Annotated in this window: 9 protein-coding genes; all 9 read left to right on the top strand. The window is 46.6% G+C overall.

Annotated features, from left to right (window positions below; translation table 11 throughout):
• Nucleotides 1-196: 196 nt before the first annotated feature.
• The 9 genes from gltB (at nt 197) to DB032_RS17605 (ending at nt 15,932) form a co-directional block, all read left to right on the top strand.
• Nucleotides 197-4,645, top strand: coding sequence for a glutamate synthase large subunit (gltB, locus tag DB032_RS17635; protein ID WP_107800615.1), 4,449 nt, complete (start codon nt 197-199; stop codon nt 4,643-4,645).
• A 97-nt stretch (nt 4,646-4,742) separates the two neighbouring features.
• Nucleotides 4,743-6,173 carry a glutamate synthase subunit beta gene (locus tag DB032_RS17630; RefSeq protein ID WP_107800614.1) on the top strand — a complete coding sequence of 477 codons (1,431 nt, stop codon included), beginning with the start codon at nt 4,743-4,745 and terminating at the stop codon, nt 6,171-6,173.
• Between the two features lie 243 nt (nt 6,174-6,416).
• Nucleotides 6,417-7,691, top strand: coding sequence for a Vi polysaccharide biosynthesis UDP-N-acetylglucosamine C-6 dehydrogenase TviB (tviB, locus tag DB032_RS17625; RefSeq protein ID WP_304529387.1), 1,275 nt, complete (start codon nt 6,417-6,419; stop codon nt 7,689-7,691).
• 1 nt (nt 7,692) lies between these two features.
• Nucleotides 7,693-8,739 carry an SDR family oxidoreductase gene (locus tag DB032_RS17620; protein WP_107800612.1) on the top strand — a complete coding sequence of 349 codons (1,047 nt, stop codon included), beginning with the start codon at nt 7,693-7,695 and terminating at the stop codon, nt 8,737-8,739.
• 372 nt (nt 8,740-9,111) lie between these two features.
• Nucleotides 9,112-10,329 (top strand): lipopolysaccharide biosynthesis protein, encoded by a 1,218-nt coding sequence (locus tag DB032_RS23845; protein WP_146176713.1) that lies wholly within the window; start codon nt 9,112-9,114, stop codon nt 10,327-10,329.
• A gap of 3 nt (nt 10,330-10,332) precedes the next feature.
• Nucleotides 10,333-11,586 carry a glycosyltransferase family 4 protein gene (locus tag DB032_RS23840; RefSeq protein WP_146176712.1) on the top strand — a complete coding sequence of 418 codons (1,254 nt, stop codon included), beginning with the start codon at nt 10,333-10,335 and terminating at the stop codon, nt 11,584-11,586.
• Nucleotides 11,587-11,603: 17 nt separating this feature from the next.
• A complete protein-coding gene (locus tag DB032_RS23835; RefSeq protein ID WP_146176711.1) occupies nt 11,604-12,854 on the top strand; it encodes an O-antigen polymerase in 1,251 nt (416 codons plus the stop codon).
• An 11-nt stretch (nt 12,855-12,865) separates the two neighbouring features.
• Nucleotides 12,866-14,797: an asparagine synthase (glutamine-hydrolyzing) gene (gene asnB, locus DB032_RS17610; protein WP_107800610.1), complete on the top strand. Its 1,932-nt coding sequence runs from the start codon at nt 12,866-12,868 to the stop codon at nt 14,795-14,797.
• A 10-nt stretch (nt 14,798-14,807) separates the two neighbouring features.
• Nucleotides 14,808-15,932, top strand: a complete 1,125-nt coding sequence (locus DB032_RS17605) for a glycosyltransferase family 1 protein (protein WP_107800609.1) — start codon at nt 14,808-14,810, stop codon at nt 15,930-15,932.
• Nucleotides 15,933-15,941 lie beyond the last annotated feature (9 nt).

Below are 15,941 nucleotides of genomic sequence, written 5' to 3'. Positions count from 1 at the left end.
TTATTGAACGTTCGCGTCACAAAATCACAATTAATCCGCCGTGAAAACACGATTTTTCGACATCGAAAAATCAAAAAAATCACTGTAACATGATGATTTTTATCGTCTAATGCGGTGCACAAAAACCGGTTGCAGGGTCAAGCTCCTTGCCCTTAGAATCGAAACATTCGTTTCACATTATAAGCAGGACAAAGCTATGGACAGACAACGCTGGCTACAGGGCACCCTGTACCATCCGGACTTCGAGCAGGATAGCTGCGGTTTTGGCTTGATCGCCCAGCTTGACGACAAACCCAGTCACTGGCTGGTGGAAACCGCCATCTCCTCGCTGGCCAAATTGACCCACCGCGGCGCGGTGGCCGCCGACGGCAAATCCGGCGACGGCTGCGGCCTGTTGTTTCGCAAGCCGGACGGTTTTTTGCGCGAAGTCGCCGCTGCGGCTGGATTGACGCTGAAGCCAGTGTACGCCGCCGGGCTGGTGTTCCACCATCCCGATCCGGAACAGGGAGAGCGCAGCTTGCGCCGCCTGCGCGAGTTTCTGGAGTCCCAGGGTTTGGAGGTGTCAGGTTTCCGACAGGTTCCCACCGACGACAGCGCCTGTGGGGAGGCGGCTTTGGCCTCGCTTCCCGCCATGGTCCAGGTCTTTGTTAACTGTCCATTCGGCATGGATGAATTAATGTTCCAGCGCCGTTTGTACATGGGTCGTCGCCAGGCTGAGAAAGCCAATAAGGCGGACGACCCGTTTTTTTATCTGCCGACCTTGTCGCCGCATACTCTGTCCTACAAAGGCCTGGTGACGCCGGAGAACCTATCCAAGTTCTTCCTGGATTTGAACGATCCCCGCTTCGAGTCCAGCCTGGCCGTATTCCACCAGCGCTTCTCCACCAATACCTGGCCGCAGTGGAAGCTGGCGCAGCCTTTCCGTTTCCTTGCCCACAACGGCGAAATCAACACCGTGCAGGGCAACCGCCATTGGGCGCGCGCGCGCGAGCGCATCATGGCGTCTCCGCATCTGGACATGGACGCGGTGCGCCCCATCGTGCAGACCGATGGCTCCGACTCGATGTCGCTGGACAATATGCTGGAAGGCCTGCTGATGGGCGGCATCCCGCTGTTCCGCGCCCTGCGTCTGCTGGTGCCGCCGGCCTGGCAGAACGTCGACTCCACCGACAAGGACTTGCGCGCCTTTTATGAATTCAACTCCATGCATATGGAGCCGTGGGACGGCCCGGCCGGCATCGTGCTCACCGACGGCCGCTACGCCGCCTGCATGTTGGACCGCAACGGCCTGCGGCCGGCCCGCTGGGTGCTGACCCGGGACAATGTGCTGACCATTGCCTCCGAAGTGGGGGTGTGGGACTACCAGCCCGAAAATGTGGTGCGCAAGGGCCGGGTCAAGCCGGGTCAGCTGTTCGCCGCGGATTTGGCCACCGGCGAGCTCTTGTTGCCGGAGGAAATCGACGCCCAATTGAAGAGCGCCAAGCCGTATCGGCAATGGATCAAGGACAGCGCCAAATACCTGGAGCTGTCGATCGAGGACGACGCCGGTGTCGAGCCTTTGTCCAAGGACGAACTGGCGCGTTTGCAAAAGCTGTTCAATATCAGCTTTGAAGAGCGAGACCAAATCCTGCGCGTGCTGGCCGAGGACGGCCAGGAGGCGGTGGGTTCGATGGGGGACGATACGCCGATGGCGGTGCTGAGCCGGAAAGTGCGCTCGCCCTTCGACTATCTGCGTCAGCAATTCGCCCAGGTGACCAACCCGCCTATCGACCCAATCCGCGAAGCGGTGGTGATGTCGCTGAACACGGTGTTCGGGCCGGAACGCAATATGTTCGAGGAGAGCGCCGAGCACGCCAAGCGGCTGGAAGTGCGCTCCCCGGTGCTGTCGCACGAGAAATTCACCCGCGTCACCACGCGGCCGGAGCCTTATCTGAAGGCGACGACTTTCGACCTGTGCTACGACCCCAGCGAAACCGACTTGCGCCAGGCGCTGGAGACGCTGACCCGGCATGTCGTGGACGCGGTCAAGGAGGGCACGGTCATCGTGGTGCTGTCCGATCGCCATGTGACGCCTCAGCGCCTGCCCATCCCGGCGCTGTTCGCCACCGGCGCGGTGCACCACGCGCTGATAGACAGCGGCTTGCGCTGCAAGACCAATATCCTGGTGGAAACCGGCACGGTGCGCGACGCGCACCAGATGGCCTGCATCATCGGCTACGGCGCCACCGCGGTATACCCCTATCTGGCTTATCAAAGCATCATCGAGCTGGTGCAGAGCGGCGAGGTCAAACTCAAGCTCAACGAAGCCTTGCAGCACTATCGCAAGGGCATCAACAAGGGTTTGCTCAAAGTGTTGTCCAAGATGGGCATTTCCACCATCGCCTCCTATCGCGGCGCGCAGCTGTTCGAAGCGGTAGGCATCCACGAGGAAGTGGTGGAGTTGTGTCTGAAGGGCACGGTGTCGCGGGTGTCCGGCGCGGGTTTCGCCGACTTCGAGGACGATCAGCGCAAGCTGGCGCGTTTCGCCTTCAACCCGATGCGGCCGATCTCCCAGGGCGGCTTGCTCAAGTACGTGCACGGCGAGGAATACCACGCCTATAACCCCGATGTGGTGACCCTGCTGCAAAAAGCGGTGCAGAACGACGATTACCAGGCCTATCAGCAATACGCCGAGGCGGTGAACCAGCGCCCGGTGGCGATGTTGCGCGACCTGATGCAGGTGCAGCCGCTGGGCGAGCCTATCTCCATCGACGAAGTGGAGCCGGTGGAAGCCATCCTCAAGCGCTTCGACTCCGCGGGGATGTCGCTCGGCGCCTTGTCGCCTGAGGCGCATGAAGCGCTGGCGATCGCGATGAACCGCCTGGGCGGCCGTTCCAATTCCGGCGAGGGCGGCGAAGACGCCGCGCGCTACGGCACCGAGAAAATGTCCAAGATCAAGCAGGTGGCCTCGGGACGCTTCGGCGTCACGCCGCATTACCTGGTCAATGCCGAAGTGCTGCAGATCAAGGTGGCGCAAGGCGCCAAGCCGGGTGAGGGCGGCCAGCTGCCCGGGGACAAGGTGTCCGGCCTGATTGCGCGGCTGCGCCACGCCAAGGAAGGCATCAGCCTGATCTCGCCGCCGCCGCACCATGACATTTACTCGATCGAAGACCTGGCGCAGCTGATTTTCGACCTCAAGCAGGTCAACCCGTCCGCGCTGGTGTCCGTCAAGCTGGTGGCCGAACCCGGCGTCGGCACCATCGCCGCCGGCGTGGCCAAGGCCTACGCCGACCTGATCACCATCTCCGGCTACGACGGCGGCACCGGCGCCTCGCCGCTGACCTCGGTCAAATACGCCGGCTCCCCATGGGAGCTGGGCCTGTCCGAAGCCCAGCAGGTGTTGCGCGCCAACGGCCTGCGCGGCCGGGTGCGGGTACAGACCGACGGCGGCTTGAAGACCGGCCTGGACGTGATCAAGGCGGCGATGATGGGCGCGGAGAGCTTTGGCTTCGGCACCGGCCCCATGGTGGCGTTGGGCTGCAAATACCTGCGTATCTGCCATCTGAACAACTGCGCCACCGGCGTGGCCACTCAGGAAATCAAGCTGCGCTCCAAGTACTTCACCGGCTTGCCGGAAATGGTGATGAACTACTTCCTGTTCATCGCGCGCGAAACCCGCGAGTGGATGGCCAAGCTGGGGGTGCGCAATATGGAGCAACTGATCGGCCGGATGGACCTGCTGAGCCTGACGGCCGGCGACACCGACAAGCAGCAGAAGCTGGACCTGTCGCCGCTGCTGTCGCAAGGCCGGGTGCCGGACAGCGAGCCGCGTTTCTGCGTCAGCGCCAGCAATCCCTCCTTCGACAAGGGCGAGCTGGCGGAAGCCATTCTGCAGGACGCCTTGTCCGCCATCCACAATAAACAGATGTTGGAGCTGAGCTATCCGATCGAGAATACCCACCGCTCCATCGGCGCGCGCCTGTCCGGCGAGATCGCCCGCGTGCACGGCGCGGCGGGCCTGCCGTTCGGCTGTCTCAAGATCAAGTTCAGCGGCAGCGCCGGGCAAAGTTTCGGCGTATGGAACGCGTCCGGTCTGCATCTGGAACTGGAAGGCGACGCCAACGACTATGTGGGCAAGGGCATGGCCGGCGGCCGGGTGACCATCTATCCGCCCAAGAACGCGGGATACCGGGCGGGCGAGTCCATCATCATCGGCAATACCTGTCTGTATGGGGCTACCGGCGGCCAGTTGTTCGCCGCGGGCGTGGCGGGCGAGCGTTTCGGCGTGCGCAACTCCGGCGCGCTGGCCGTCATCGAAGGTGCCGGCGACCATTGCTGCGAATACATGACCGGCGGCAGCGTCATCGTGCTGGGCGAAACCGGCTACAACTTCGGCGCCGGCATGACCGGCGGCTTCGCCTTCGTCTACGACCCGAATGAGAAATTCGCTTATCGCTATAACAACGAGCTGATCGACATCCACCTGATCAACGGCGAAGCCATGGGCATGTATCGCGCCTATCTATTGGAGAAAATCGCCAAGCACGTTGAGTTGACCGGTTCCGAGACGGCCAAAGCGATGCTGGAGAACTTCGACGATTACGTCGATTACTTCTGGCTGGTCAAACCCAAGGCGGCCAAGCTCGACAGCCTGCTCAAGGACTAAGACGCGCAAGGCGGGCGGCCCTGGTGCCGTTCCGCCGATACCTCATTCAAAACCCGGGCGCCAGCGGGCGACGGGCCCAGCAAGACAGGAAACAACCATGAGCGATGTTTTCCAATTCATGAAGCTTTCGCGCAACCCCGGCGACAAGGTGGACGCCTCGGTGCGCAAGATCGAATTCAAAGAAATCTATCAGCCGTTGCACAGCGTGGACGCGGCCGACCAGGCCGGCCGCTGCTTGTCCTGTGGCAACCCGTACTGCGAATGGGAGTGCCCGGTGCACAACTACATCCCCAACTGGCTGAAGTTGGTGGAAGAGGGGCGTCTGTTCGAGGCGGCAGAAATGTCGCACAAAACCAATAGCCTGCCGGAAATCTGCGGCCGGGTCTGCCCGCAGGACCGTCTGTGCGAAGGCGCGTGCACCCTGAACCAGGGCGGCTTCGGCGCGGTTTCCATCGGAAGCATCGAGAAATACATTACCGACGAGGCCTTCAAAGCCGGCTGGCGGCCGGATATGTCCAAGGTGGTGTGGACGGACAAGAAAGTCGCGGTGATAGGCGCCGGCCCGGCCGGACTCGCTTGTGCCGACGTATTGGTGCGCAATGGCGTCAAGGCGGTGGTGTTTGACCGCTACGAGGAAATCGGCGGCCTGCTGACCTTCGGCATTCCGGAATTCAAGTTGGAAAAAAACATCGTTCGTCGCCGCAGAGAGGTACTGGAAGGGTTGGGGGTGGAGTTCGTGCTGAATACAGAAGTGGGTAAAGACATCGCGTTCGATAAGCTACTGAAGAAGTACGATGCCGTATTCATGGGCATGGGTGCTTATCAGTATATGAAGGGAGGCTTCGCTGGTGAAGACAGTCCTGGCGTATTGGACGCTTTGCCCTACTTAATCAACAATGTGCGACAGACGTTGGGAACCCTGCCCCAGGATGAGGCAGCTATCACAATGAAGGGAAAGCGCGTGTTGGTACTGGGCGGGGGTGATACTGCGATGGATTGCATAAGGACGGCCTTGCGACAAGGAGCAGATAGTGTTAAGTGCATATACAGACGAGGTGAGGCAAGCATGCCTGGCTCAAAGCGAGAAGTCGCAAATGCCAAAGAAGAAGGGGCTGATTTTCTATGGAATTATCAGCCGCTTGCGATTGAGTCGATAGAGGGTGGGGCCTTAGCTGTACGACTCACTCAGACTCAGTACCTCCCTGTGGGCAAGAGAGAGCGTGGTACTGTAGAGCTTGTGCCAGGAAGTGAGATAGTCATAGAATGTGACCGCGTTATCATTGCTTTTGGTTTTATGCCGCAGAAACAGTTATGGTATGAGACGGCTGGCATCATGACTGATGAGGCTGCGCGAGTGAAAACAAATTTGAAACCACTTTTTTATCATCAAACTTCCCATAGCAAGGTTTTTGCAGCCGGCGATATGGTGACTGGTTCTGATTTGGTTGTGACCGCAGTCTTCGGAGGGAGGCAAGCTGCGCTAGAAATAGTGGATTATCTTACTGGTTCTGGTTCATCCGCTAGTTAATCACGGGATAATTAAGCTAAGCGGTCCAATAAGAGCGTGAAGTCATTTTTGGCATTCGTCATTAATTGCTTCACGCCTATTCATAATATACAGCATAATTTCAACGATTTTATGATGTTTTTGACTTTGGCATTAATGTCTAATTTGGTGGTGGATATAACTGTTTTGGATGTTTGTATGAGATTGTTATGTTAGTCAATATAAAATCAACAAGATTACAAATGGTACAGGTGTTATTTAATTATGAAAACAGATAATCTTAAGTTGGCAGTCGTTGGACTCGGTTACGTAGGTCTTCCTTTAGCCGTGGAGTTTGGTCAAAAAAGAGCGGTTGTAGGGTTTGATATAAAAGAAGAGCGAATTAAAGAGCTGAAAGAAGGTGTGGATTCTACTTTGGAAACCTCTAAAGAAGAACTCCTAGCCGCGTCATTTTTGAAATTTACAAACAATCTGAATGATATTGCGGGTTGTAATTGTTACATTGTTACTGTGCCGACCCCAGTGGATAAATATAACATCCCAGACTTGTCCCCTTTGGTTAGTGCGAGTAAAAGTATTGGGAAGGTGCTAAAGAAGGGGGATGTTGTGATTTATGAATCAACCGTTTACCCAGGTGCAACGGAAGAGGATTGCGTACCTGTGCTTGAGCGGGAGTCAGGCTTGATCTTTAATGTGGATTTCTATTGCGGATATAGCCCAGAGCGGATTAATCCGGGTGATAAGCAACACCGAGTTACCACTATCAAAAAAGTGACATCGGGCTCGACCTCTGAAATCTCTGAAGTTGTAGATAAACTATACAACGAGATTATTGTCGCAGGAACACACAAAGCTTCAAGTATAAAGGTTGCAGAGGCGGCGAAGGTAATCGAAAACACTCAGCGCGATTTGAATATCGCACTCATTAATGAACTTGCAATTATTTTTAACAAGATGGGTATTGATACCGAGGAAGTTCTGGCTGCGGCAGGTAGTAAGTGGAACTTTCTGCCATTCAGGCCTGGCCTTGTGGGCGGGCATTGCATTGGCGTCGATCCTTATTATTTGACACACAAAGCCCAAGCCATTGGCTATCACCCTGAAATTATTTTAGCTGGTCGGCGGTTGAACGACAACATGGCGGATTATGTCGCTGGTCAGCTGATAAAGCAAATGGCTAAGAAAGATATTTTGGTATCGAAAGCAAAAGTATTGATTTTAGGCTTTGCTTTCAAAGAAAACTGCCCTGATCTGCGGAATACCAAGATTATTGATATTGTTTCCGCACTGAAAGAGTATAACTGCTCTGTTGATGTATATGATCCTTGGGTCAGTCCTGAAGAGGCTGTTCATGAGTATGGTATTTCGATTCTGAGTGAGGTAAATAATACCGATTACGATGCGGTCATTGTTGCGGTTGCTCATGACCAATTTAGAAGCATGGGAATCGAAAAGATACGTTCTTTTGTGAAATCAAAAAGCGTGATTTATGATTTGAAATATGTTTTAAATGCAACTGATTCGGATCTGAGGTTGTAATATGAGCTATTTTCAGCAGCTAAGAAGTGCAATTACAGAGTCTGAAAAGACTTGGCTGATTACTGGTGTCGCTGGTTTTATCGGTAGCAATCTTCTTGAAGAACTACTGACGCTAAATCAGAGGGTGATTGGTCTGGATAACTTTAGCACTGGTAATATATGCAACTTAGAAGAAGTGCAGCATGCGGTAACGGAAAAGCAGTGGAGTAATTTTATATTTATTGAAGGAGACATTCGAAATTATTCGATCTGCGAGAATGCATGCGCAGGAGTGGATTATGTGCTTCATCAAGCAGCTCTTGGTTCAGTTCCCAGAAGTATTAATGATCCAATAACGACCAATCAAACTAATATTGATGGTTTTTTGAACGTACTCCAGGCTGCAAAAAATGCTGGCGTAGTAAGTTTCACGTATGCCGCTAGTAGTAGCACATATGGAGATCATCCGGCCTTACCAAAAGTAGAGGGTAATATTGGAAAGCCACTTAGCCCTTATGCGGTTACGAAGTTGGTGAATGAGCTATATGCAGATGTATATTCGAAAGTATATAACTTCAAACCCATCGGGCTTCGTTACTTCAACGTATTTGGACGTAGGCAAAGCCCGACAGGAGCTTACGCAGCAGTTATTCCAAAGTGGACATCTGCAATGATCGCTGATTCTGATGTGGTTATAAATGGGGATGGGGAGACTAGTCGGGATTTTTGCTTTATAGAGAATGTTGTCCAAGCAAATTTGCTAGCTGCATTGGCATCGGATGATGCGAAGGGGCAAGTGTATAATGTGGCATTTGGTGGCCGAACCAGCCTGAATCAGCTTTTCGACATGATTCGATCTGAATTAAAAGAAAATGGAATCGCTTATTCTAAAGATGCCTTGATGCAAGGTTTTCGGGCCGGTGATGTTCGTCATTCACAAGCTGATATTTCCAAAGCAGAGGACCTTCTTCATTACAAACCAATTTTCTCGGTTAGAGATGGAATTAAGAAAACCATGCCATGGTATGTAGGCTATTTTCTTGAGAAAGCTAAAGCGGATACGCATTGATTAAATGCATGGGCTAAGTTGATTTGATAGAATAATAACTTTTGTTTTTACTATCACTTCGGCTTAGATCATTTTCTTAATTATACTTCAATGTTTATTAAATTTAGCTCAACTAATTTCGAGTCGTTGGTTTATTATAGTCTATTTAAAAGTCATTAAGGTGAATTGTCCATATCTTCTTTTAGTGTTGTAGAGCATTAGTAAATCCCATCTTTTCGTAAATCTGATGTTGTTATTGTGATTTGCGCTCCAATTCCTAAAAGTCACATAAAACATAAAGGTGGATGAGAAGGTGCAAAGTTACATGCATGACGACTATCTACGGTTGGTGTGAATAAATAAGTAATCGCACTTCGGAGCAATATTTAAATCATGAGAGGCATATTAACAATTGCTACGGGAGATGTTCTCTCTAAGTTATTATTAATTGCAATTAACTTAATGTTAATTCGTGGTCTTAGTGTTCACGATTATGCGCACTTTACAATTTTAACAACGGTTGCTTATCTTGGTTACCAAATGGTATGTGGGCCTTTGGAGAGACTTTATATTGCGGAGCACGCAAAATATAAAGAGCATTTGGCGACGATAAAAAATATATTACTTTTGTTTTGCCTGTTATTATCTAGTATTTGGTTGTGGAAAATTTCTACAGCTCTGGATGTTTTTCTTTGCTGCGTGGGCATTATTGTCCTGACGCATCATCAATACTTAAAGATATATTTTCAAAAAAATGAGAATTTTACTTTTTATAGTTTGATGGAAATTTGCAAAAATTTTGGATGGCTTATTTTGGTTGCCGTCCCATTTGTATTTAAAATGCAAATAAACGAATCTTACTATTTCGTAGCACTCATTTTGTCAGCAATGTTGACTGTCCTTGTTTTTGGGAGGACCCATCAAATATTTTCGTTGAAGATGCCAGTAAATGAAAAGTTGAATAGCTCTGCTATCGCTTTAAAAGATGCGAAATTTGTTATTGGCTACACTTTGGTAGGGGCTGCCATTCCATACTATCCTGTTTTTATAGCGGCATATACGGGAGAATCTTACGTTACTTCACTTTATGGTGCGGCGAGCAGATATTTAGCTATCCTAAATATGGCCGCCTTTGCTTTTAATACAGTGTTATTGCCTCAGTTGGCGAGTGTAAAAAAAATTGATGAAAGTTGGAGCCTTATCAAGGCACTTGCAAAGAAACTTCCTGCTTTTGTCTTTGGCTACATACTAGTAATAGTAGTGATTTTTTGGGCCGTGCCTTTCGTTGATAAAGGTAAATATTTAGAATTGCCGATTGTCTTCTTGTTAATGTCAATTACACCGTTCTTGTCACTAATTAGTGCGCCATTTATAAATGTTCTCTTACTCAATAATGGATCGAGGTTTATATTTTCAACGATGTTTTCTGCTTTGGTTCTGAGTATAGCAATGATTCCATTAATGAGTGAAGTATTTTCTTTTCAGTATATTCCGGCTGTTGGGTCTATCGTTTCATACTCTTTGATAGCTTTCATATGTATTTTAGGTGCAAGAAATATAAAAAAGGTAAGCTCAAAGTCTCCTCTGATCAATCAGAAAATGAAAATGTAATAAATGAAAATTCTGCTTATTAATTATTTTTTTCCTCCTGCAATTGATGCGCACGCATATAGATGGCATCAGCTAATGAGGTTTTGGTCAGAAAGTGGGAATGAAGTAGATGTCATAACTAGTGGGGATTTTGAAGATGAAATTTTTAATGAGTCTCATCTTTTCTCATCAATCACCAGACTAGGTAGAAAAAGAAGACAGCATAGCGCAGCTTATGTCGAGAGAAAAATAAATCTACAGAATAACATTAAGAATATTCTTTTAAAGATATACCGTAAAGTATACTGGCCAGATGCATTCTGGCATTGGATATTTCCATTAAGTGCTGAACTGTTCAAGAGGCGCAAGGTTAAGTATGATCTTATAGTGTCTTATTATCCTTGCTTATTGGCGCATGTGGGGGCTTCATATTTGTACTCGAAGCAAAAAAATGATAGAGCTCGATGGATCGCAGATTATGGCGATCCGTTTTCTACTTCTGACACAATGCAACCAAATAATTTCGCGCTATATAAAAAAATCAATATTTACGTAGAGAGACTGATATTAAAGCGATGCTCTGCAGTTGTTTTCACAAATGAAACAACCGCTAGCGACTATGTTCTAGCAAAGATATGTAGCAATGAAAAAGTCTCCGTCATTCCGCACTTGGTAGATATTGGCAGCTTTTATGTTTGCAGTAAGTCTGGCTCACTTGTGAAAACAAGTAATAACCGTGCAATTCGTCTTGTATATATCGGTGGTTTTCATAAAGGGATCCGAGAGCCGGATCAGTTATTTGGCTTGGTAAAGGTAGTTAATGAGCAGGGGATAAAGTTAGAATTAGATATCTATGGGCCAGCAAATGGATATGATTTCAGCAAGTATGACCTTAATCGCATAAACCATAATGGGATTATCGCGAGGGAATTAGTTCCCGCTATTATGGGAACGGCAGATTTTGTAGTGAACGTAGATAATGCAAATTGCTCGATGACACCAAGCAAGATTGTTGAGCTGATTGCAACAGGTAAACCAATTATAAATATAGGGGTCCCAAATACCTTGCATAAACTGCTTTTAAGGTATGAGGCTAAGGGGTTTTGTTTTAATTATAATTATATTGATAGTCATGAGAATGGCCATAAGAAGATGATTGACTTTTTTAGCAAAACTGTCGGATGTAATGCTCCTGTTGATGTTGTGAAGACCGTTCTTGAAGGGTATGACCTGCAAGATATTGCCTCTCAATATATCACTGCAGTCGACAAGCCCTGAGGGGAGGAGGGGTCAAAGTGATATTAATTTTTATCAATTTAACAATACTACTTGCCGTTACAGTTTTATTTGGACGGCTTAAATCAGCTGAAACTATGCTGCTAGTTCCATTTTGGGCTGGAGCTGCTTTTTTACCGGCGCTTAGCGATTTATCGTACTTTCATATTGATGAGGGGCACTTTATATTATGTGCCTTTTTGAGTTTTGAATGGTTTGTGCTGACATCTCTCGGTATGATTTTTCCAAAGGGTTATTTAATTGACCAGCAGAATAGTAGTACTCGGGAAAGAGAAAATATTACATACCGGTGGGTAATAGGTTTATTGATAGGATTGTTTGTAATTTATATTATAACCATTGCAGGTAAATTAATAAGTGCACAAAGCATTAGTGATTATTTTTTAGAGCAGCGCTTGCTTGCGCATGAGGGTGAAGGAGTTGATGCTTCAAATCCATTGATATATAGAGCAATTAATATTTCTATGGCTTTGGTAGTTGTTTTCTTTTGGTTTATAAGATTTCTTGAAAGCAAGTTATCAAAATGCAATAATAAAATATTATGGACTCTATTCCTATTTTCGGGTTTAGCAAGCTTGCTGGAGGGTAATAGATCTACACTTATCGTCACTGTTGTTGCTTTGGTTTCTAGTGCTTACTATTACAATATTATCAATACTAAGATGCTAGTACGAATTGCAGTCATTTTTGTATCTCTTTTTGTGATTTCAATGCAGGTGTTGCGTTTGAATGGTGACTTCTCCATGGAGGGTATCAAAGTTGCCCTTTCATGGTTCTTTATATACGCGTTTGGGTCAGTATATTCGTTTTCCTTTTTTATCGCACAGAAAATAAGCACCTATTGGTATGCGTTTGACATCGCGGCAAATAAATTTGGTCCAGATTTTTCAAAAATGGTTGGGGCAAAGAATTTCTTTATTATCGAATATACGGATATAGGAAGTCTTAGCACTAACGTCTACAGCGGTTATGCTGTATTGTATGATTATCTTGCTTGGTGGGGGCTGGCCTTTATATTGATGAAGGCACTTATATTCTACACCATTAGATATATGTCTGGACGAAGCTACTATTGGAGGGCGGCATTTTCTATTGTATTAGCAAGCTATCCATTAACGATTTATCATGAGTTTTTTCTAACTACAGTATACTACTGCGTTAACATCATCTATTTGTATATATTATTTCGGATGACACTTTTTCTGATTAATATGTGTAGAAAAGTAACGTTTAAAAAACAAAAGATCTGAAAGGACAAGTGATGTGTGGCATCGCAGGCATTTTCTCTAGGAACTACCCATCTTCATCACTATTAAATGAATTAAAGAAAATGTTGGGGAAAATTTCGCATAGGGGGCCGGATGCAGAAAATATTTGGTCAGATAACGATATTAACTTACATCTTGGGCATAGACGCTTATCCATTTTTGATCTTAGTGAAAGTGGCAGCCAGCCAATGATGTCACAGTGTGGGCGCTATATTGTTACGTATAATGGCGAAATTTATAATTTTGAACAGCTTCGTGATGAACTCAACAAGGCTAGAGGCGCTGTCATTTGGCGCGGGCACTCGGATACTGAGGTTTTAGTTGAGTGCCTTTCAAGTTATGGTATGTTGGAAACAATAGCCAAACTCACAGGAATGTTTTCTATCGCGATATACGATAGGCATGATAAGTGCGTTTATTTAGTACGCGATAGAATGGGGGAAAAGCCCCTATATTATGGCATGGTGAATGGGCGGTTCGTTTTTTCCTCTGAGCTGAAAGCTATTGTTCAGTGCTATAGCGAGTATCTAAGCTTGGATTTAGACTCAACTTCTTTATACATGAGCTTTGGATATGTAGGCGGGGGGCGATCAATATATAAAGAGATAAAGAAGCTTCCGCCTTCAAGTTATATAAAATTAGATTTTCTAACGGGTTTAACTTCGGAAGTAGCGCAATATTGGAACATTGCTGAGTATTTTGAGAAGAAAAATAGTTATAGCCAAGAGCTTGATGAAGCGCAGTATATTTCACATTTGGATAAAGCGCTAAATGAGGTAATAAAAAGGCAAGCAATGGCAGACGTCCCATTGGGAGCTTTTTTGTCTGGTGGCGTTGATTCGAGTTTGGTTTCTGCAATTATGCAATCACAGAGTGATCAGCCAATAAAAACTTTTACTATTGGATTCGATGAAAAAGCATATAATGAGGCACCTTATGCAAAGGCAGTTGCAAAGCATTTAGGAACAGATCATACAGAGTTATTTGTCCATGCTTCAGATGCTTTGAAACTAATTGAAGAATTACCATCTATTTATGATGAGCCTTTTGCAGATTCTTCTCAGATGCCGACTTTGCTTGTTTCTAGAATGACCAAGCAGTATGTGACAGTTGCTCTATCAGGCGATGGCGGTGATGAGTTATTTAGTGGTTATCCCAGATATGAACTGTGTGAGAGATTATGGAAAAAGCTTTCAAATACGCCATATTGGGTAAAGAGTAGTACGTCAGCAATATCAAGCTCACTTTCTCCGTTGAATTGGGACAAGCTGTTAAAATTACTGCCGAGCAACTTGCGATCAGATTTAACGGGGAGAAGAATATCTGGCATCTCAGAGTTCAGTAAATCAACTAGTCTTGAGGATTTGTACTTAAAATTAATGACAAGATGGAAACTTGATGATCATCTTGTAATAGGTAGCCAAGCTGAAAATAATTTTGTTGATGGCTTTCATCGTGATTTGCCTGATATTGATCAAATGAGACTTTGGGATATACAAAATTATTTACCTGATGATCTCTTGGTTAAGGTTGACCGTGCATCAATGAACGCAAGCCTAGAGATACGTGCGCCACTATTAGATCACAAAATCGCAGAATTTGCGGCCTCTTTACCTAGAGATGTGTTATTGAAAAATGGCAAGGGGAAGTGGATACTGAGAAAGCTGTTAGATAAGTATGTGCCGCGTGAGCTTATAGAACGGCCCAAGACAGGGTTTGAAGTTCCATTGGCACTGTGGTTAAGAGGTGATTTAAAAGGATGGGCTCAAGATGTTTTGGATCCCGTGCAAATAAAGAAAGATGGCATTTTTGATTATGCAAAGGTTAGCAAGGTTTGGAATCAACATCAAAGCGGACATTATGATCGCTCACTTTATTTATGGCATGTTTTGATGTTCCAGGCGTGGCGTAACTCTAATCGGTGATTTTGAGTAAATGAAAATATTAATAAATGCATTTTCCGCTAAGCTTGGCGGCGGCCAAACATATATAAAAAATTTATTAAATAATATTCCAAGTAGGGATGATTTGGAAATTTATATATATTGTCCTGATGGCTTGGTGCTGCCAGAAAGCAAAAAATTAAAAAAACTATCTACATCTTGGCCTACAAACAATCCGTTCACACGATCTATTTGGGAGCGCTTCATTCTCCCTTATATTATAAAAAAATACGAAATTGATATTTTATTTTGCCCTGGTGGAGTGGTGAATACAAAACCTCCATTAGGATGTAAAGTTGTGACCATGTTTAGGAATATGATGCCGTTTGACGACGAGCTCATTTCTACTATGAAGTGGGACCATCATAGATTAAAATTAGTCCTACTTAAAAAGGCTATGTTGAATAGCATGAGCAAAGCTGATTTGACAATTTTCATTTCAAATTTCGCACGTGATCATATAGAAAAATATATTAAAATACCAAATGGTGTAACAATACCCCATGGAATAAATAAGGATTTTCTGCTGCAAAAAAATCCATTGAATCGTCCTAAAGAAGCGCCTCAGAAAAAATATATTCTCTATGTCTCAAGGTTCGAAATATACAAACACCACCGGGAAGTTGTGGCCGCCTACGTTAGCCTGCCCTTGGGGCTAAGATCACAATACCCTTTGGTGTTGGTTGGCGAGACTAATATGCCGGAAGCCGAATTCATAAAAGAGCTGATAAAGCGCGAAAATCTACAGAATGATATTTTGTTAACTGGTGGAGTGGATTATAAAAATATACCCGCTTGGAATCAAAATGCTCACGTTATATTATTCGCATCCTCGTGCGAGAACTGTCCTAATATCTTATTAGAGTCATTGGCCTCAGGCAGACCTGTTGTTTCCTCGAACATTATGCCAATGCCTGAGTTTGGTGGTGATGAGATATTGTACTTTTCACCACACTCTCCTGATTCATTACGGGAGAAATTAGAAGAAATACTGTCCGATAATACTCTTTTAGAGAATGTAGCTAAGTCTTCTTATGAAAGAAGCAGTGCATATCGCTGGTCAGGTACTGCGGAACAGACTTGGAATAATATATTTGATTTAGCAGAGGCAAACTGAAGGAACTGA

The organism is Chromobacterium sp. Panama, from assembly GCF_003052555.1.
In the GTDB taxonomy this organism is placed as follows: Bacteria; Pseudomonadota; Gammaproteobacteria; order Burkholderiales; family Chromobacteriaceae; genus Chromobacterium.
Note: the sequence above shows the minus strand (reverse complement) of the source record. Positions and strands in the feature narration are given on the sequence as shown.

What these genes read in the sequence shown, in the direction of transcription:
- DB032_RS17620 (WP_107800612.1), top strand. Translation starts at nt 7,693, where the DNA reads ATGAGCTATTTTCAGCAGCTAAGAAGTGCAATTACAGAGTCTGAAAAG.
- gltB (WP_107800615.1), top strand. Translation starts at nt 197, where the DNA reads ATGGACAGACAACGCTGGCTACAGGGCACCCTGTACCATCCGGACTTC.
- asnB (WP_107800610.1), top strand. Translation starts at nt 12,866, where the DNA reads ATGTGTGGCATCGCAGGCATTTTCTCTAGGAACTACCCATCTTCATCA.
- DB032_RS17630 (WP_107800614.1), top strand. Translation starts at nt 4,743, where the DNA reads ATGAGCGATGTTTTCCAATTCATGAAGCTTTCGCGCAACCCCGGCGAC.
- DB032_RS23845 (WP_146176713.1), top strand. Translation starts at nt 9,112, where the DNA reads ATGAGAGGCATATTAACAATTGCTACGGGAGATGTTCTCTCTAAGTTA.
- tviB (WP_304529387.1), top strand. Translation starts at nt 6,417, where the DNA reads ATGAAAACAGATAATCTTAAGTTGGCAGTCGTTGGACTCGGTTACGTA.
- DB032_RS23840 (WP_146176712.1), top strand. Translation starts at nt 10,333, where the DNA reads ATGAAAATTCTGCTTATTAATTATTTTTTTCCTCCTGCAATTGATGCG.
- DB032_RS17605 (WP_107800609.1), top strand. Translation starts at nt 14,808, where the DNA reads ATGAAAATATTAATAAATGCATTTTCCGCTAAGCTTGGCGGCGGCCAA.